This window comes from Haloarcula sp. S1AR25-4, assembly GCF_031624555.1.
Taxonomy (GTDB): Archaea; Halobacteriota; Halobacteria; order Halobacteriales; family Haloarculaceae; genus Haloarcula; species Haloarcula pellucida.
The window spans coordinates 1,172,411-1,189,920 of record NZ_JAMQOR010000001.1; the positions used below are offsets into that span (position 1 = coordinate 1,172,411).

General features: G+C 63.1%; 13 protein-coding genes and 1 tRNA gene. 4 read left to right on the plus strand and 10 right to left on the minus strand.

The annotated features are described in order from the left end of the window. Positions 1–128: 128 nt before the first annotated feature. The 4 genes from NDI85_RS06195 to NDI85_RS06210 all read right to left on the minus strand — a co-directional run bounded on the left by NDI85_RS06195 (position 129) and on the right by NDI85_RS06210 (position 3,530). On the minus strand, positions 129–1,865 hold the full coding sequence (locus tag NDI85_RS06195; RefSeq protein WP_310915266.1) for a DUF262 domain-containing protein: 1,737 nt from the start codon (positions 1,863–1,865) through the stop codon (positions 129–131). 517 nt (positions 1,866–2,382) lie between these two features. Next, positions 2,383–2,455, minus strand: a tRNA-Gln gene (locus NDI85_RS06200). A 161-nt stretch (positions 2,456–2,616) separates the two neighbouring features. Next, on the minus strand, positions 2,617–3,051 hold the full coding sequence (locus tag NDI85_RS06205) for a metal-dependent transcriptional regulator (RefSeq protein WP_166968691.1): 435 nt from the start codon (positions 3,049–3,051) through the stop codon (positions 2,617–2,619). Further along, positions 3,048–3,530: a ferritin-like domain-containing protein gene (locus tag NDI85_RS06210; RefSeq protein ID WP_310915267.1), complete on the minus strand. Its 483-nt coding sequence runs from the start codon at positions 3,528–3,530 to the stop codon at positions 3,048–3,050. Before NDI85_RS06210 ends, NDI85_RS06205 begins: the two co-directional genes overlap by 4 nt. 134 nt (positions 3,531–3,664) lie before the next feature. Between NDI85_RS06210 and NDI85_RS06215 the strand changes: the two genes are divergently transcribed. After that, complete coding sequence (locus NDI85_RS06215; RefSeq protein WP_310915268.1) at positions 3,665–5,308, plus strand: alpha-amylase family protein; 1,644 nt, start codon at positions 3,665–3,667, stop codon at positions 5,306–5,308. Between the two features lie 18 nt (positions 5,309–5,326). On the opposite strand, the gene NDI85_RS06220 is transcribed toward NDI85_RS06215, so the two are convergent. From NDI85_RS06220 to NDI85_RS06240, 5 genes are all read right to left on the minus strand, one after another. After that, positions 5,327–5,611: a hypothetical protein gene (locus NDI85_RS06220; protein WP_188993698.1), complete on the minus strand. Its 285-nt coding sequence runs from the start codon at positions 5,609–5,611 to the stop codon at positions 5,327–5,329. 232 nt (positions 5,612–5,843) lie between these two features. Beyond that, positions 5,844–7,055, minus strand: coding sequence for a Fe-S cluster assembly protein SufD (gene sufD, locus NDI85_RS06225; RefSeq protein WP_188993696.1), 1,212 nt, complete (start codon positions 7,053–7,055; stop codon positions 5,844–5,846). 2 nt (positions 7,056–7,057) lie between these two features. Beyond that, entirely contained in the window at positions 7,058–8,488 is a 1,431-nt protein-coding gene (gene sufB / locus NDI85_RS06230; protein ID WP_310915269.1) for a Fe-S cluster assembly protein SufB, read from the minus strand. A gap of 36 nt (positions 8,489–8,524) precedes the next feature. Then, a complete protein-coding gene (locus NDI85_RS06235; protein WP_188993691.1) occupies positions 8,525–9,454 on the minus strand; it encodes an ABC transporter ATP-binding protein in 930 nt (309 codons plus the stop codon). A gap of 123 nt (positions 9,455–9,577) precedes the next feature. Next, the gene (locus NDI85_RS06240) at positions 9,578–13,615 is read right to left on the minus strand and encodes a DNA polymerase domain-containing protein (RefSeq protein WP_310915271.1); all 4,038 of its coding nucleotides are present in this window, start codon (positions 13,613–13,615) and stop codon (positions 9,578–9,580) included. A 107-nt stretch (positions 13,616–13,722) separates the two neighbouring features. On the opposite strand from NDI85_RS06240, the gene NDI85_RS06245 reads away from it, so the two are divergent. The 3 genes from NDI85_RS06245 to NDI85_RS06255 are packed head-to-tail and all read left to right on the plus strand — an operon-like array spanning position 13,723 to position 14,824. Continuing rightward, positions 13,723–13,914 carry a hypothetical protein gene (locus NDI85_RS06245; protein ID WP_166968677.1) on the plus strand — a complete coding sequence of 64 codons (192 nt, stop codon included), beginning with the start codon at positions 13,723–13,725 and terminating at the stop codon, positions 13,912–13,914. Between the two features lie 40 nt (positions 13,915–13,954). Further along, entirely contained in the window at positions 13,955–14,374 is a 420-nt protein-coding gene (locus NDI85_RS06250) for a hypothetical protein (protein WP_310915272.1), read from the plus strand. A 24-nt stretch (positions 14,375–14,398) separates the two neighbouring features. Next, the gene (locus tag NDI85_RS06255) at positions 14,399–14,824 is read left to right on the plus strand and encodes a hypothetical protein (protein WP_310915273.1); all 426 of its coding nucleotides are present in this window, start codon (positions 14,399–14,401) and stop codon (positions 14,822–14,824) included. On the opposite strand, the gene rad50 is transcribed toward NDI85_RS06255, so the two are convergent. Continuing rightward, positions 14,821–17,499, minus strand: a complete 2,679-nt coding sequence (gene rad50, locus NDI85_RS06260; RefSeq protein WP_310915274.1) for a DNA double-strand break repair ATPase Rad50 — start codon at positions 17,497–17,499, stop codon at positions 14,821–14,823. The two genes, NDI85_RS06255 and rad50, sit on opposite strands and share 4 nt — an antisense overlap. Between the last annotated feature and the right edge of the window lie 11 nt (positions 17,500–17,510).

A 17,510-nucleotide genomic window follows, 5' to 3' on the forward strand; every position in this document is an offset into this window, starting at 1 on the left:
AGCCGAGGTTCGTGCAATTATAGACAGTCGCGGGTGGAGGCAGTACGATGGTACAAAATGGCCGAGACTGACCTCCGTCCAGCGAATCGGGTTGCAGCGTGACTACGGTTCCATATGACCGGGCAGCGTTAGATGTCGAAGCTCCAGATATTCGGACAGGCGTTCGCAAGTGTCTCCGTTCGCTGATCAATCTGGTCGGCGCCCCATTCACTGTGCTCGCAAACGGCTTTCGTCATTTCGTAGTCTGAGGACGCATACTCCTTCTTTTTCTGGTCGAAGGGATTGTCCTGAGCGCGGGCGTTTACGCGCTCGTCAAGGATGGTGAGGTTGCCGATCTTGTCCGAGTATTCCTCGAATTCTTCTGGGGACATATCCAGATAGGCTGGCCACGTGCTGTACTTTTTTGCCGAGAACGCTTTCCGTGGCGCGATGTGCTCAATGTCGACCGTACTGGGGTCGACTCGCTTGTTCCCCGACGAGTAGTACTCGTTCTCCATCCGGGTGAGGATGTAGCGGGTTCGGGCATTCCGAGTGAAGCTCTCGGTGCGGATGGCCAGCCGTACCTCGGAATCGTCGGGAGCAATAGAGGATAGACGTTCCCGGAGCCGTTCGATGGGATCAGGATCGTCGAAAATGGTGGAGCAGAGAGTGGCGTGAATCTCGTCTACGTCCGTCCCGGTCTGTTGGCCGGTCATCCGCCAGCGGAACACGAATGATTCGAGGATGTTCAACGCCCGCATTAGGCGGTTGGGATTGTCGATCTCAGTGAACAAGCGAAGAAGGAGTGTCCGTTCCTGTGTGACACCGAGCGTGTTGAGGTTCTCAAGTTTCTGGTTGATGGCACGGTTTCCCTGTTGGCCGAAGAGGTCGGTGTCGGCTTGAACGATGTCAATATACAGGGACGCCTTCTGCTTCAGATCGGCCACATAATCCTCGATGGTGATATTAGATGCCGGAATCTCTTCGTCGAGAACCTCACAAAACCGGTCGTAGAGCTTGTAGCTGGAGATGGGATCGGTTACATCTGGTTCCTCAGCCGACATAATGTAGTGCCTGAAGAATCGTCCGGGCTTCGTCAGCTCCGGTTTGATGATCTTGATCGTGTCCTCCCAGTCCCGCCGCACCAGTTCGTAGTTGATCTTCTGCCGCGGTGCTTCGTGGGCAGTCTTGAACAGGTAGTTCTTCATCAAGTCGACCGCACTCAGTTCTAGTCCGCGGTCGTTCAGGGTCTCGAAGAGCTTGAACGCAGACCCCTCACTATCGCACTCTATGGTGACCAGCGTCATCGAGTTCACGAGCCGCTTACGAATCTCGTTCACTTCCTTAACATCCCTGTCGGCGATCTTCTCGTGGAAGAACTCCGCCGCCTCGACGAGTTGACTATCTTCGTTCGACGGCAATCGCCCGTTTAGCAACTGTGTGTACTCTTCGTCATCGAACGTACTCATCGTGAGGTTCGGTTGTTCGACGAAGTCCTCGTCCTCCTCCCACAGATAGTTGCGGTCGATTCCCTCGGCAGGATCTGAGTCGGTATCGAGTTTGTCGCCGTCCTTCCGGAGCTTCTGGCGGATAATACAGAGGAGAACGGAAATTGTCGCCAGTCGCTGTTGTCCGTCCACGATCTGGAGAATTGCGAGTTCGTCGAGACCTTTGTCTTCCTTCACGACAACGATGGAACCGAGGAAGTGAGTGCCTACTTCTCCCTCGTTCACCAACATCAGGTCGTTCCAGAAGGCCTCCAACTGGTCTTCCTGCCAAGCGTACGCACGCTGGTATTCGGGGACTTGAAATCGGTGCTTATCGCGGGACAGAACGGAACTCACCGTGTCCTCGACGGCGGTGATATTCAGACCGTTAGACGACATTATATAATCACTCACATAGACCCACGTAGAAAAGGTTACTCAAGAAGACGGCCTGTATCGGCCGATTCTGTCGCTTTGGTCGGGTAATGATGGGTTCCAATCATTGAACCGGGTCGGACTACCCATCGAGTTAGGTAGGTAACTGCAAGCCGCGTCGGTGGCTTTCCCATAGTTATATATCAGATATATTCCACCGGCGTTGATCCATTTTCTCGTTTGCTGGCCATCTTCGCCAACGTGTCCCTGAGCGAGGTGATGAGTAGTCGCAATGAGGCGAATAACGAGTGCCGGTGCTCTTACCAACGCCGAGGTAATTGAGACTGGTATGGTGCGCGCCGGATCGGCGACCGCGCGCGACAGCGTGGAAGGGTTGCGCGACTGACGTTTCTGCCGGGATTAGTAACAAAATGTGGATAGTCCCGGGCGGATTCGAACCGCGAAGACTCGAATCCTCTCGCCTTCTGGGCCCGAATCCGCTGGACGTATTTGCCGCTCGCGGTATTGCTCGCGGCAAAAGTAGTCCCGGGCGGATTCGAACCGCCGTCAAGGGCTCCAAAGGCCCTTATGATTGGCCACTACACCACGGGACTTCACGTCGTTCGTCCCGTGTACCTCGCAATCTCTCCAAGATTGCTCACCACCACGGGACGTCGCTTCGGTCGTTTCGCTGACCTCACGCGAACGCCGACTGGCCGTTCGCGGAGGGCTGTATCAGAACGAATCGCCGGAACCCACTTGAACGCTTCGAGAGTCAGTCGCTCGAAACCTCGGCCTCGACCTCCAGTAATCCACAGACGTCGTCCTCCGCGTTGAAGCAGTCCGGACACTGCGGCTCCCGGTCGATGATCGTGTCGAGTCGCTCTGCGACCGTCTCGTCGATGACGCCTTCGAGTTGTTTGGCCTCGGTCCGGAAGTCCTCGACTTCGAGCACCTCGACGAGGAAGCGTTCGATGATACAGTAGTTCTGGAGCGCGTCCCGTGCCTGCTGGATACCCTCGTCCGTGAGGTCGACGCCCTTGTACTTCTCGTGGTCGAGCAAACCTCGCTCTTCGAGTTTGCCGATCATCTCGTTGGCGCTGGCGGGACTGACGTCGAGCAATTCGGCGATGTCGCCGGTCGAGGCCGGGCCGTCTACCTGTTCCTGTGTGAGATAGATGGCCTTCAGATACTGTGCCTGCGTGTTCATTGTCGTTCCTCCATGAGATCGGTCACTTCCTCGACGCCGTCGGCCTCCTCCTCGCGAATCGTCCGAAGGACGTCCAGCAACCGCTCCCGGTCGACGCTGAACGCCGTGTCGGAGGCTTCGATAGACGCGATGAGGTCGTCGTAGAACTTGTAGGCGGTCTCCTCGTTACACAGTTGGTCGTAGAGGACGCCGTCGAAGTCTTCGTCTGCCTCGTACTGTGCCTCGACGAGCATCTGTATCTCTTCGAAGGGGACCGTCTCGGCTTCGAGGTCGTCGACGAGCTGTTCGAGGCGACTTCGGTGGTCGGCGGACTCCGAAGCGGCGTGGTCCAGGAGGTCCCGCAGCGCCGGGTCCAGCGACGCGTCGGTCTCCTCGGCGTGTTTCGCCGCCCGTGCCTCGACGACTTCTTCGAGAACGATGCCGATCTGGAGGAGCCGGGCGAGCTGGTGGTCCGACCCGACGGGCTGTGTCAGGCTCATGCCGACACCCCCAGACGTGGCGAGGGAATCATGCACGAACGTCGGGGAGGGCGTAACTTAAGCCGTTCCCTGTCACAGCGCACCGCCGATAGCTTTAGTCACGTGGGGAGTGCAGATGCCACCTGAGACCAGCCATGACTGACCACCCCGAATGGTACCGCGATGCGGTCGTCTACTCGCTCGACGTCAAAACCTTCGCCGACGGGAACGGGGACGGCATCGGTGACTTCGTGGGCTTGCGCGACCGACTCGACTATCTCGAAGACCTCGGGGTGACCTGCCTGTGGCTGTTGCCGTTCTACCCCAGTCCGTGGCGGGACAACGGCTACGACGTCGCGGACTACTACGGCATCGACGAGCGACTGGGGACGATGGGCGACTTCCAGCGGTTCGTAGCGGACGCTCACGACCGGGGGATGTACGTCCTCGCCGACGTCGTGTTCAACCACACGTCGACCGAACACCAGTGGTTCCAACGCGCTCGCGAGGGCGACGAGGAGTACCGAGACTACTACCTCTGGACGGACGACCCCGCAGACGCGCCCGAAGAGGAGACCATCTTCCCGGGCGAGGAAGAGGACGTCTGGACCTACGACGAGGCCGCCGACGCCTACTACTACCACCAGTTCTACCACTTCCAGCCGGACCTGAACGTCTCGAACCCCGCGGTACAGGAAGAGATGGAGCGGGCCCTCCAGTTCTGGACCGAACGGGGCATCGACGGCTTCCGTGTCGACGCCGCGACGCCGATGATAAGCGCGAAGGGCACAGACCCCGTCTCTATCGACGAACCGCACGCCCTGTTCAAGCGGATGAAGGCCGCGGTCAGTGCCGTCGACGAAGACACCGTCTTGCTCGCGGAGGCCGACGACGAACCGAAACGGCTCAAGCAGTACTTCGGGGACGGCGACGAATTCGACCTCCTGCTGTCGTTCGTCGCCAACGCACACCTCGTCTGGGCGCTCGTAGACGAGAACGCAGACCACCTCGCCGAGGCGTTCGACCGTCTCCCGGCGTACGCGGACATCGTCGAGGCCGGGCAGTGGGCGAACTTCCTTCGGAACTTCGACGAGTTGAACCTCGGGCCGCTCCCCTTCGAGGAGTTCCAGCGCGCCTTCGAGGCCATCGGTGCCGATCCCGACACGCGCATCTACGGTCGCGGCGTCCGCCGTCGCCTCGCCCCGATTCTGGAGGGCGACACCGACCGCATCGCCTGTGCGACGAGCCTCTGTTTCGCGCTGCCGGGTACGCCTATCGTCGTCGCCGGCGACGAGATCGGGATGGGCGACGAACTGTCGCTGTCGGGCCGAGACGCCGTTCGCACGCCCATCCAATGGACCGACGAGCCGAGCGGCGGGTTCTCGTCCGCCGACGCCGAGGAGTTCGTCCGACCGCTCGTCGAGGGCGAATACGGCCCCGAGGTCGTCAACGTCGCCGACCAGCGTGCCGACCCCGACTCGCTGCTGGCTCGTGTCCGGGAGCTTATCGCCACCCGCAAGGCCTGCCCAGAACTCTCTCGGGGCGAGCAGTCGGTCGTCGACACCGACGACTCGACCGTCTTCGTCCACCGAAGCGACTGGGACGGAACGACGCTTCTGACTGCCCACAACGTCGGTCCAGACGCCGTGACGGTTCCGCTCGATACGCCGGACGACGTGGCGACGCACCTGCTCGGACCCGGCGGTTACTCACTCGACAGCGACACGCTCACCGTCGAACTCGGCGGTTACGACTACTGCTGGCTTCGGTTCGGCCGGCCGAAGACGCGGTCGGCGTAGGCCGGGCGGCCGCCCGAATCAACAGAGGAGAAAGCGGAGCGTCCGGAAGCCGACGACGCCACGCGGCTTCGTGGTGCCGCGCGTCGGGGTCCTCGCGGTAGCGGAGGGTCGACACACCGCAGTCACGGAGGAGTGCCACCATCCGTTCGGCGTCGGCCACGTACGCCCGCGGCCGTTTCGGGTCGTCGGGGCGCTCTCCCGCCGAAGTTGTGGACTGTAGACCGGCGTCGATACGCTGACGTCGCCGACGACGGTCCGCGCCGGGTCGTCGCCGTAGGCCTGCCAGTCGACGGAATCGACCATACCGATAGCCCGCTCTCGGCCCGCTTACCGCTACGGGTATTCCCGCAAATCGTGTGCCGTCGCTCGACGGCGTCGTGTCCGACCGCAAAGGCGGTGGCGTCGTTCGCGCCGTCCGTCGGCGACAGCAGAGCGAAGCTCCCGCGAGCCCCCGCTCCTGTGAGTCGCGTCGCCGCCGAAAGAACGGGGTCTTTCGAGCCGTCGGTCGTGAAACCGAGGTCGCTGCGCGACCTCGCTACTCCCGAAGCCGCTCGTAGATCAGGGTCTCGAGGTCGTCGCGGAGTTCGTCGACCGCGACCTCTTCGAGGACGGGGACGAAGAAGCCCTCGACGAGCATGTTCTTCGCTCGTTCGGGGTTGACACCGCGGGAGGTCATGTAGAACATGTCCTCCGCGTCGACCTGCCCGACCGTCGCGGAGTGGGAGGCCTCGGTGTCGTGGTTGTTGATGATGAGCTTCGGCGACGCGTCGGCTTCGGACTCGTCGCTGAGCATCAGCGTGTTCTCGCGCTGGTAGGAACTGGTGTCCCACGCCTCTTTGCCGACGTCCTGGACACCCTCGTACACCGAGCGAGCCTCGTCGTCTAAGACGCCGCGGGTGACGAGGTCGGCGACCGTGTGTTCGGCCTCGTGCCAGACGCGGGCCGCGATGTCGAAGTGCTGGTCGTCGTGGCCGAAGAACGCGCCGACGATCTGTGACTCGGAGGAGTCACCGAGCAGGCGCGTCTCGACGTTGCTCTTGGTCAGCCGCGAGCCGATGTTGCCCTCTATCCAGTCGATGGTGCCGTAGGTGTCGGCGTGGCCGCGCTTGACCTGGTAGTTGTAGCTCTCTTCCGAGAGGTTCTGGAGCGTGCCGTACTGGACGTAGGCGTTCTCGCCCGCGACGGCCTCGACGACGCCGGAGTAGTACCGCGACCCCTCGACGTCGTCGCCGGTCGTCTGGCGTTCGAGGATGGTGACCGAGGCGGACTCCTCGGCGACGACGAGCGTGTAGTTGAACAGCGACTGGCTGTTCATCGTCGTCCGAATCTTCACGTCCTCGGCGTCGACGCCCTCGGGGACGTAGACGACCGTTCCGGCCGAGAACAGCGCCGTCGACAGCGCCGTCAGGTAGTCCCGCTGGGGGTCGACGACCGAGCCGAAGTGCTCCTCTATGAGGTCGCCGTGTTCGGCGAGCGCGTCGCTCCAGGAGAGGACGTCGACGCCCTCGGCGTCGATTCGGTCCTTGTCCTGTGCGTAGTCGAGGGGGTCGACCAGCGTCTCGTAGTCGAGCGCGTCGAGGTTGGTCCACTTGCGACCCGGCGTCTGGATGACATCGGGCATCTCGAGGTCGGAAAGCGCCGCGAGCGCCTCTTTCCGGGTTTCGAGGAGCCACTCGGGTTCGTCTAAGTCCTCGGAGATCTGTTCGACCTGGTCTTCGGAGAGTGTGGCGTGTACCTGCGTACTCATGGTTATCCGAGCGAGCCCTCCATCTCGAGTTCGATGAGGCGGTTGAGTTCGACCGCGTACTCGATGGGCAGCTCTTCCGTGATGGGTTCGATGAACCCGGCGACGATCATCTGCTTTGCGTCGTCGTCGTCCAGTCCGCGCGACTGGAGGTAGAAGACGTCCTCGTCGCCGATCTTACCGACGGTCGCCTCGTGGGCGACGTCGACTTTCGACTCCTGAATCTCCATGTACGGCATCGTGTCCGACGTGGACTCGTTGTCGAACATCAGCGCGTCACACTCGACGGACGTCGAGGAGTTCTCGGCGCCGTCGGCGATGTGGACGAGGCCGCGGTAGTTCGTGCGGCCGCCGTCTTTCGCGATGGACTTAGACTCGATGGTGGACTTCGTATCGGGCGCGTTGTGATAGACCTTCGCACCGGTGTCGATGTCTTGGCCCTCGCCGGCCATGGCGATGGTGATGTGGTTGTCCGTCGCGCCGGGGCCCTTGAGGACGGTCGAGGGGTACAGCATCGTGGCTTTCGAGCCCATGCTGCCGGAGACCCACTCCATCGTGCCCTCGGCCTCACAGATAGCGCGCTTGGTGTTTAGGTTGTACGTGTTCTTCGACCAGTTCTGCACCGTGGAGTACTGGACGTGGGCGTTCTCGCCGACGAACACTTCGACGCCGCCGGAGTGGAGGTTAAAGGCCGAGTACTTCGGGGCGGAACAGCCCTCGATGTAGTGGACCTCGGAGTTCTCCTCGGCGATGATGAGCGTGTGCTCGAACTGGCCCATCCCTTCCGAGTTCATGCGGAAGTACGCCTGTACCGGCATCTCGACGGTGGTGTCCTCGGGGATGTAGACGAACGACCCGCCGGACCAGACGGCACCGTGGAGTGCGGCGAACTTGTTGTCGCTCGGGGGGACACACTTCGTCATGAAGTGCTCTTTGACGAGGTCTTCGTGCTCCTGGACGGCCTTGTCCATGTCACAGAAGATGACGCCCTTCTCCTCCCAGCGCTCCTGCATGTTCTGGTAGACGATCTCGGACTCGTACTGAGCGCCGACGCCCGAGAGGGCGTTCTTCTCGGCTTCGGGGATGCCCAGTTTGTCGAACGTGTCCTGAATCTCCTCGGGGAGGTCTTCCCAGGACTCGGCGCCGCCGCGCGTCTCGATGTCGGGGCGGATGTACGGGACGATGTCCTCGATGTCGACTTCCGAGAGGTCGGGCGCGCCCGGCCAGCCCTCGGGCATCGGCATCTGCTGGAACTGCTCCAGTGCGCGCAGACGGCGCTGAAGCATCCACTCGGGTTCGTCCTTGTCTTCCGAGATGACCCGGACGGTCTCCTCGGTGAGGCCCTTCTCGGTCTCGAAGGCGGAGTTCTCCTCCTTCTTGAATTCGAAGCGAGCCTCGGTGTCGGTCTCTTTGAGGTGGTCTTGATCTGAGCTCATTGTTGTGTAGGTGTTGTGACTCTGAAGGGAAGGGTGTTACGCGGCCTCGTAGGCTTCCTCGCGGACCCAGTCGTACCCCTCGTCCTCTAGCTTCTCGGCCAGTTCCGGGCCGCCGCTCTGGGCGATCTGGCCGTCGAGCATCACGTGGACGTGGTCGGGTTCGACGTAGTCGAGGATGCGCTGGTAGTGGGTGATCTGGAGGATACCGGCACCCTGCTCGTCGCGCAGCGCGTTGATGCCGTTGGAGACGTCCTGTAGTCGGTCGATGTCGAGCCCCGAGTCGATCTCGTCCAGCACGGCGATGGAGGGTTCGAGGATGGCGGCCTGCAGGACCTCGTTTTGCTTCTTCTCACCGCCGGAGAACCCGGCGTTGAGATAGCGGGAGGCGAACTTCTCGTCCATGTCCAGTTGCTCCATCTTCTCCTGGAGGATCTGCTGGAACTCGGCGACGCCGACCTCGCCTTCCTCGACGTTGCCCTCCATCGGGGAGGTATCGTAGCCGGCGGCGTCCTCGTTGGTGTCCTCGCCGTCGGCCTCGGCCTCTTCTTCGTCCTCTTCGAAGAGTTCCTCGCGCTCTTCGAGTTTGGCGTTGAGCGCCGTGCGAAGGAAGTTCACCATAGTGACCCCTTCGATTTCGGCGGGGTACTGGAAGCCGAGGAAGATGCCGAGCGCGGCGCGCTCGTTCGGTTCGAGGTCCAGGAGGTTCCAGGTGCGCATGTCCTCCGGAATCTCGAAGTCCGCCCCGAACTCGTCGTCCTCGAGGTGGATGAGGACCTCGCCGTCGGTGACTTCGTAGGCCGGGTGCCCGGCGATGATCTTCGCTGTCGTGGACTTGCCAGACCCGTTGGGACCCATCAGCGCGTGGATCTCACCGGCGTTGACTTCGAGGTCGACACCGCGAAGAATCGTCTCACCGTCCTCTTCTGCGACTTCGGCGTGGAGATTGTTGATTTCGAGTACTGCCATAGTGGTCTCTTAGGTCAACCGAAAAGAGGTACGTTTCACCCATCAAGCTTTCGCATTGCAGCGTACTCGACTTTCGTATATAGAAACAATATTTCTTAGACTGGAAAAGGCGCGGGCCGGCGACTACATGTACTGACCGAGTCCGGTCTGTTCCTGCCCGGATTTGACCTCGTTCCACGAGATGTCCAGCGCCTCCAAGATTCTGGCGATAGGGCCCTTCAGCGTCTTGTCGAGCATCTTGTCCCAGTCTATCTCGAACTCGGGGGGGATCTGATCGGCGTACTCGAAGCAGATGACGTCCGGGTTCCGTCGGAACTCCCCGTACAGGGGGTCGCGTTTGGGGTCGAGGCCGAGTTCGTCCTCGACGCGTTCGAAGAAGTCCGCGTGGACTCGGTCGAGATAGAGACGTTTGGGTTTCGACCCGCTCTTGAAGTTCGTGCCGAGGAGGAGGTTCGCGTACTTCGCGCCGCGGACCTGCGCGGTGTCGGTGTCGTAGTTGTCCAGTTTCTTCCCGATGCCGCCGGGGATACCCACGTCGTCGTAGTCGACGTTGCCGGCCTGGTAGTCCTCGATGACCTCGCCGACGTAGTCTTTGATGTTCTCGGCGTCCTCGCCGTGGACGATGCGGTCGATGACGTCCTTCTGGACGCGTTTGGTGATGGGGGCGATGTCCGAGCGCTGGTACTCGAAGCCGGTGATGTCGATGTCGTCGACGTGCTTGCCCTCCTTCCAGACGATGTGGCCGGCGTAGCGTTTCTTCTTGCCCGCCTGGAAGAACCGCCGGTATAGTTTCTCGAACTCGATCTCGAAGCGGTGGAATTGCGCGTTCAGCCGTTCGAGCGCGAAGTCGTCGTAGGAGGCGTTGATGGTCTCTTCGAGTTCGAACCCCTTCTGGATGGTCGCCGCGATCGTCGTGAGTTCGTCGTCGTCCATCTCGGGGTGTTTCGCCCGCATCTCGTCGGTGACTTCGACGGCGCCGTCGACGTCCTCCGGGCCGACGTCGCCGACCTGTAGCATCACCGAGTCCGTATCGCCGTAGACGACCTCGTACCCCTCCTCGGCGACGACTTCGTCGGTGTAGTCGATGACCTCTCGGCCCGTTGCCGTGACGGCGGCGCCCATCTCCTTGTCGTAGAGACGGAAGCGGTCCCACCCGAGAACCCCGTACAGGGACTGGCCGACGAACTGGAACGTGCCGTTGCGCCCGGCCATGAGCGTGTGGTTGTCCGCGACGGTGACACAGTAGACGCCGTCGGTCGCGGTGCTGGTACCGCCCGAGCGGTGCATGCGGAGGGTGTTCTTGCCGTCTTCGGTGACGTAGATGCGGTACGTGCCGCTGTCTTCGGTGTAGCTGGCGGTGAGTCCGAGATGGGCACAGAGCCGCAAGACGTCGTCCCGGAGCCGCTCACTCGCGGTGCTGTAGCGCCAACTGTTGGTCTGCCAGTCCCCGTCGCCGGCGATAAGCGTATCGAGGAAGGCCCGTTTCTGTGCCTGCGTCGTGTCGAACACGAACTCGGGAATCCGCTTCTCGAAGCTGTTGCCGCCACAGAGCCGTTCGAGGAGGTCACCCAGCAGTTTCGAGGTGAACTGGTACCCTTTCTCGTCGACGTACGCGTCGAACCCCATGCTGTCGAGGAGGGTGCCGATCCGCGCGCGGTCGTCACCGGACCCGCCGTCCGGGACCGCGTCCTGTGCGATGTTCACCGCCGTCGAACTGCTCCGGAACTGGTCACCGAACTGCTTGTCCTCGGACGTGTAGACGCTCCCTTCGGTGATGTACCACGCCAACAGTTCGAGGAAGTCGTCGCCGTCGTAAAACCGCGGCACCCACTTGCGACCGCGCTCGGCGTGGACGTAGAACCCCGAACAGTTCCCGTCGAGATACGCACGGTGCTCCCGGAACGATTCGGCGTCGAACACGTAGCCGGTCCCGTCTTCGCCCTGCTTTTGCATCTTATCCGGACGGTACCCCACCTCCGCGGCGAGAGTGTGCCCGTGGTCGTCGTTGTCACACCACACCTCGAACGAACCGTCGAGCATGTCGACGAGGTCCACCTCGTCTAGCCGTTCGCCGTCCGGGCCGTCCCAGTCGTGTGGGAGTTCGTAGTTCGTGGCGTCGTCGAGGTCGCCCGCTTCGACGAACGAATAGCCGTCTTCGGTGATGCCGTTCGTCTCGTTTTTCCGGACGAGCATCCGGTGGTTCGGCGTCACGCGGAAGTCGATTTTGCTCGTCTCGATGTCGACGAGTTCGCCGCGGTACTCCGGGTAGGCCTGCGTTTCGACGACCGGTTTGACCTCCATCTCCAGCGTCTCGGGATCCAGCGAGTACACGTGGTCGCCGACTTCGAGGTCCCGGATGTTTCTGATCCCGTCGGGGGTCAGCACGTCGGTGTCCGGCGTGAAGCAGTTCATGATGACCTTCACCGCGGCCTGTTGACGGTCGTAGCGTTCGTACTCGGGGTCGTCCGGGTCGTGGTTGTTTCGCAGGCCCTTCTTCTCCTCGCGTTCGGTCAGCAGTTCGTCGACCATCTCCCGGATGACGCCGTCGGGTTCCTTCCGGAAGTGGGTCCCGTTGGGCGCGCGGTAGGTGTCGCCGTCGTAGGTCTCGGGGTCGACCTTCGTCTCGGGACTCGCGTTGGTCGTCACCATGCACATCGGGTACAGCGACTTCAGGTCCAGCACCGTGACGTTCTCTCGAACCCCGGTGATGGGGTCGAAGACGGCGCCGCCCTCGTAGTCCTCGCTCTCCTGTTGGCCCTTCGAGGGGAGCGCGAACTCGCCGTACAGTTTGTGCAGGACGTACATGTCGACGGCGTCGCCGGGCGTCGTCGCGTCTTCGAGTTTACACCCGACGAACGTGCGGACCTCGTCCCAGAAGTCGATGATGTCCTGTTCCCTGTCGAGTTCGACGCAGAGTTCCACGTCCCGGAGGTTGTACTCCAGCAAGCGCTCGGGGTCGTCCTCCCAGAGGTCGCCGATGTCGCCGGTGTAGCGCTCCTTCCCGACGCCGAGTTCCTGTTCGCCGACGGCGTCCAGACGGTAGGACTCCAGTTCCGTGAACTGCGTGCGCTTGTACGCGTACAGGAGGTCGAAGACGACCCGGCCCTTGATGTCCGGCCCCTGCCAGTCGCTGCGCCACACCTCGTCGACCCGCGAGAGGCGGTCGACGTTCAGGTCGTAGTCGTGGTCGTAGCGCTGGAGTTCTTCGATGCGGTCCAGCAGATAGGGGGCGTCGAAGTCGTCGAAGTTCCACCCCGTCAACACGTCCGGGTCGGTGTCTTCGATGTAGGAGATGAAGGCGTCGAGCATCGCTTCCTCCTCCTCGAAGACGCGCACGTCGGCCTCGAAGTCGGCGTCCTCGCGGATTGGGTCGTACTTCGCGAGGGCTTCGGGCCCCTCGATGCCGTCCGGGGATTCGTACAGCCAGACCACGTACTCGTCCGTGTAGGAGTCGTGGGAGGTGAGACAGACGATGGTCTGCTCGCCGTCCTCGGGGAACCCGTGGCGGTCGTCGACCTCGATGTCGAAGGTGTTCACACGCGGTTCGGCGCTGGCTTCGACCGGCCGGACCTCCTCGTGGTGGACCTTGTAGCTCCCGTCGTCGAGTTCGCGGGCCGGCACCCGGACCCCGCTGGTGATGTCCTTGTCGATGAGCAGGCGGTTCGGGAAGAGGATGTCCGCCTCGTAGTGGTCGAAGTCGTCCCGCATTTGCCCGACGTCCCGGGGCGTCTGCCCGATAATCTTCAGGAGTCGTTCACCCCGAATCGACTCGAAGGGGTCCCCGTTCTCGTCCTCGTAGCGCCAGTCGACGATACGGTCGTACTGTCGCAGTCGGTCCTCGGTGACGCTGTCCGCCGGCACGTAGAAGTACGGTTCGAACTCGTAGACGCGTGCGTGGACCGGGTCCTCGTCGTCGGTTCGGCCGAAGACGTGGACGACGGGGTACTCGTCGTCGCCCTGTCCCTCCACCGTGTAGTCGACCTGTGTGACCACGAACTCGACAGTCTCGGAAACGTCGGGGAACTGGCGTTCGTCGATGTCGACGACAGTCGTCCCGTTCCCCCCGTTGCCGGCGACGGCCGCTGCCTCCTCGGCCGGCCGAGCGTCACCGCCCCCGTCTACCTCGAAATCCCCGAAGGTGCGCTGGCCTTCGTCACTCATGCTTGCCGACCCTTCGAGACGCCCCATAAAAACGTCGGTGGTCGGCGGTGTTTGACACGGACAGAAGATATATGGTAGGCAATGACATACCATCGCACGACGTCCCCATGTCGCACCACGCATCTCCCGACGGTCAGTCGGACAGGGCGGACGATATTAGGTCGGAACCCGCACTCCCCGACGCAGTGCAGACCACCGAGACCTACGAGACCGACGAGGGGACAGTGTTTTACGACGCCCAGCAGCCGCTGGCGTGGATTCAGACGGACACGACGCTCGAACTGCAGGACGCGGCCTGACTGAGAAGTCCTTTTAGTGGTCGCGGTCTCAACTAGGGTCGTGCTAGACGGTCCCGACGAGACGGACCCCGACAGTAACCCCGGCGTCCTCTCAGAGAAGAGTCCCTTCGAACCGGACGAGTTCGATCCAGAGAGTCTGGGCCCGGACGTCCCGAAAGCGCCCAGTCCTCCCGACGGGAGCGCAAACAGCGAGGTAGCCGGCCTGTTCTGGAAACTCGTCCTCGTGTTCAACGTCGCGTTACTGGGGCTCTCGGTCGGCCCGATGCTCGTCTACTTCGAGGGCCGCGTGGACCTCGGCATTCGGGTGTTCCTCGTCGGCCTCCTCGCCTTTGCCTACGGGACCGCACGCTACGTCAAGTTCGAGCGAGAGCGGACGGCAGACGACGAGGCGGGAGAAGACGAGGTTCGGAGCGAAGACCGATCGGCCGACGACCCGGACGACGCCGACCACAACGGCTAACCACGCGCGCCGGCTACCGCCGATATGCGCACCGTTCGCGACGCGTCGGGGACCCACTACATCCTGCTGAAAGAGTCCAGCGACGCGAGTCTCGTCCGCGACCCGGAGACCGGTGCCGAGCGACACGTCCCCAACGAGGACCTCGAACCCGTCGAGGGGGAGTCACCGCTCGTGACCGCCGCAGACGCGGTGCCGGAAGCCGTTCGGACGGTCGTCTCGGCCGCTCACGACGACCAGTCGCTGGGCCTCCTCGTGGAACTCGACGCCCGCGGCCCCCTCTCGGTCCATCACCTGCTGGACAGCTACGACCTCTGTGAGAGCGACCTGCACGGCCTGCTCGGGGAGTTTCGCGCCGCGGGACTGCTCGAAGAGACCGAGGTGATGGGCCAGCGAGGCTACGACGTGACCGAGACGGCCAGCGCGGCCGTCGAAGCGCTCACCGACCGCTAGGCCAGTTCCGCGACCGACTCCTCGATACGCTCGACCCGGTCGACGTGCGAGCGGTTCGAGGTGGCGTCCTTCTCGACCCGCACGAGGTCGTCGGCCGCCCCGACGAGTTCCTCGTCGTGGCTGACGACCAGAATCTGCTCGACGCCGACTTCGTCCCGCATGTACTCGACGAGGTCCAGCAGTTGGGTGACGTGACCCGCATCGAGGAAGACCGTGGGTTCGTCGAGGATGAGCGGGGGCATCGGGGCCGACCCCTCGATGCCCTCCGCGAGCAGTCGGTAGATGGCACAGCGCAGGCTGAGGTTGAACAGCGCGCGCTCGCCGCCCGACAACTGCTCGGGTTCCAGCGGTTCGCCGTCCTTCTGGAACACCGTCAACTGGTACTCACCGTCGAGTTCGATGTGGGAGTACGAGTCGTTCTGGTAGATCAGCGAGAACGTCTGGTTGAGCATCCGTTCGAGCGTCTCGACGTTGCGCTGACGCAGTTCGGCCCGGAGCGTGCCGTACATCCCCTGTAGCTGTTCTGCCTCGTCGTAGAGGCCCGCCAGTTTCGAGAGGTCGTCGGCCAGTTCCTCGCGCCGCTCCCGGAGCGAGGCGAGTTCGTCGAGTTCGTTCTCGACGGCACCGATAGCGCTCTGGTACTCGTCTCGCTGCTCGCGCAACTCGTCGAGTTTCGCGTCGGCCTTCTCGATGTAGTTCTCGGCGCGCTGTTTCTCGTTCCGGGCCTCCGCGACGCGCGACTCGTCGACCTTCTCCGCCAGTTCCTGCTTGCGCTCGCGCTTCTCTGCGAGGCGGTCCCGGCGCTGGTCGTTCATCTCCGCCTGCTGGGACCGCTGCTGCCGTAGCTGTTCGATTTCGGTCTCGCACTCCTCGACGTCGTCCAGCAGGTCCGACACGCGCTCCAGTCGCTGGATGGCCTGTTTGACGGTCTGGTGTTCCTGATTGCACTCGCCGATGACCGACCGGCACTCGGCGGCCTGCCGTTCGGCTTCTTCGCCGGCCTCGCGCTTCGCGTCGGCCTCGGCTTCGAGTTCCGCGGCGGCCTCGCGGAGTTCCTCGACGCGCTCTTCGTCGGCTTCGAGACCCGATTCCTTCTCCTCGATGAGTTGCACCACGTTCGAGCGGTTGGCTTCGAGCGTCGACAGTCGGTCGGCGGCCTCGGCCAGCGACTCGGCGCGTTCGCGGTCGGCTTCGAGCGTCTCGACCATCTCGCGGGCGTCCGCCAGCGTCGACTCCAGTTCTGCCACGCGCTCTCGGTCGTCCTCGATGGACTCGACGTGTGGCGAGTCTTCGACGTCCTGCCCGCACTCGGGACACTTACCGGCGTCGAGCAGTTCCTCGGCCTCGGCCAGCGCCTCGCGTTCGCTCTGGAGCTTCGTCTCCAGTTCCGTCACGCGCTGGCGGGCCTCGTCGAGTTCCTCGGCGACGACGTCTCGGTGGCTCTCCGCCTCGTCACGGCCCACGTCGGCGTCGTCGAACCGCGCCTCCAACGTCGCGATGTCGTCGTCGATATCGTCGAGTTGCTCGCGCCGGTCGGCGACTGTCTCGCGGGCACTCGCGAGGTCGGCTTCGAGGTCGTCGGCCGCCTCGCGCTTCTCGTCGGCGCGGGACTGGAGGTCGTCGGCCTGCGATTCGAGCGAGTCGGCCTCGCCGCTGTGCTTCTGGGCCTCGACTCGCTGTTCCTCGATGCGCGAGCGGAGGTCGTCCGCCCGGTCTTCTAACTCGCCGAGACGCGACTCGACGGCGTCGGGGTCGGCTTCGTCGACCTCCGTCGACGCGAGCGTCTCCGAGAGGTCCGATTCGAGCGACTCGCGTTCCTCCTTCAGGTCCGCGATGCGCTGTTTGAGGCGCTCGCGTTCGGTCTCGGTCTCGGTGATCTCGGCCTCCAAGTCCCCGATGTCGGCGGTCAGTTCCGAAAGCGTCTCGCGGCGGTCCTCGTACTCGTCGAGGACTGACTGGGCCTGCTCCAGCGTCCCCGCGGCCGTCTCTCGCTGGTCCTCGATGCGCTCGATTTCGTCTTGGGTCTCCGAGAGGTCAGATTCGAGCGCGTTCAACCGCTCGTGGAGGTTTCGGTCCTCCTTGGACTCGATTTGCTCGTCGAGTTGCGAGAGTCGGCTCTGTTTGTCGTCACGCACCCGCTTGACGCCGACGCGGGCGTCGCTTGCCCGCTCGCGGTACTCCTCCAGTTTGCCCAGTTGCAGGAGGTCGTCCAGCATGTCCTGCCGGTCGCCGGGCGAGGCGTTGATGAGTTTGTTCACCTCGCCCTGCCGGACGTAGGCGCAGTTGACGAACGCCTCGCTGTCCATCCGCAGGAGTTCGGTGACGCGGCGGCGGACGGCCCGCGCGCCCTCGAACGTGTCGTCGGGCGTCTCCAGCACGCACTTCGCCGTCGTCGCTCGCTCGCCCGTGTTCCGCACGCGGCGGGTGAGGTGGTAGTCGCCGCCGGCGTGGGAGAACCACAGTTCGACGGTGCAGTCGTCGGCCCCGATGGTGACCACCTCCTCTAAGTTCTCGTCGATGGCCTTCGAGCCATAGAGCGCGAAGAAACACGCCTCCAACAGCGAGGACTTCCCGCTCCCGTTGAGGCCGTGGATGACGGTGACGCCGGGGTCCAGCGTGAGGGCGGCGTCGTCGTAGCACTTGAAGTTCTCCAGACGGACGCGCTGGAACCGCATCAGTAGTCCCC

Bases quoted from the DNA above. Each gene is read 5' to 3' on its own strand.
- NDI85_RS06255 (WP_310915273.1), top strand. From the start codon at position 14,399: ATGCGCACCGTTCGCGACGCGTCGGGGACCCACTACATCCTGCTGAAA.
- NDI85_RS06235 (WP_188993691.1), bottom strand. From the start codon at position 9,454: ATGGCAGTACTCGAAATCAACAATCTCCACGCCGAAGTCGCAGAAGAG.
- NDI85_RS06205 (WP_166968691.1), bottom strand. From the start codon at position 3,051: ATGAACACGCAGGCACAGTATCTGAAGGCCATCTATCTCACACAGGAA.
- NDI85_RS06240 (WP_310915271.1), bottom strand. From the start codon at position 13,615: ATGAGTGACGAAGGCCAGCGCACCTTCGGGGATTTCGAGGTAGACGGG.
- NDI85_RS06215 (WP_310915268.1), top strand. From the start codon at position 3,665: ATGACTGACCACCCCGAATGGTACCGCGATGCGGTCGTCTACTCGCTC.
- rad50 (WP_310915274.1), bottom strand. From the start codon at position 17,499: ATGCGGTTCCAGCGCGTCCGTCTGGAGAACTTCAAGTGCTACGACGAC.
- NDI85_RS06245 (WP_166968677.1), top strand. From the start codon at position 13,723: ATGTCGCACCACGCATCTCCCGACGGTCAGTCGGACAGGGCGGACGAT.
- sufB (WP_310915269.1), bottom strand. From the start codon at position 8,488: ATGAGCTCAGATCAAGACCACCTCAAAGAGACCGACACCGAGGCTCGC.
- sufD (WP_188993696.1), bottom strand. From the start codon at position 7,055: ATGAGTACGCAGGTACACGCCACACTCTCCGAAGACCAGGTCGAACAG.
- NDI85_RS06220 (WP_188993698.1), bottom strand. From the start codon at position 5,611: ATGGTCGATTCCGTCGACTGGCAGGCCTACGGCGACGACCCGGCGCGG.
- NDI85_RS06210 (WP_310915267.1), bottom strand. From the start codon at position 3,530: ATGAGCCTGACACAGCCCGTCGGGTCGGACCACCAGCTCGCCCGGCTC.
- NDI85_RS06195 (WP_310915266.1), bottom strand. From the start codon at position 1,865: ATGTCGTCTAACGGTCTGAATATCACCGCCGTCGAGGACACGGTGAGT.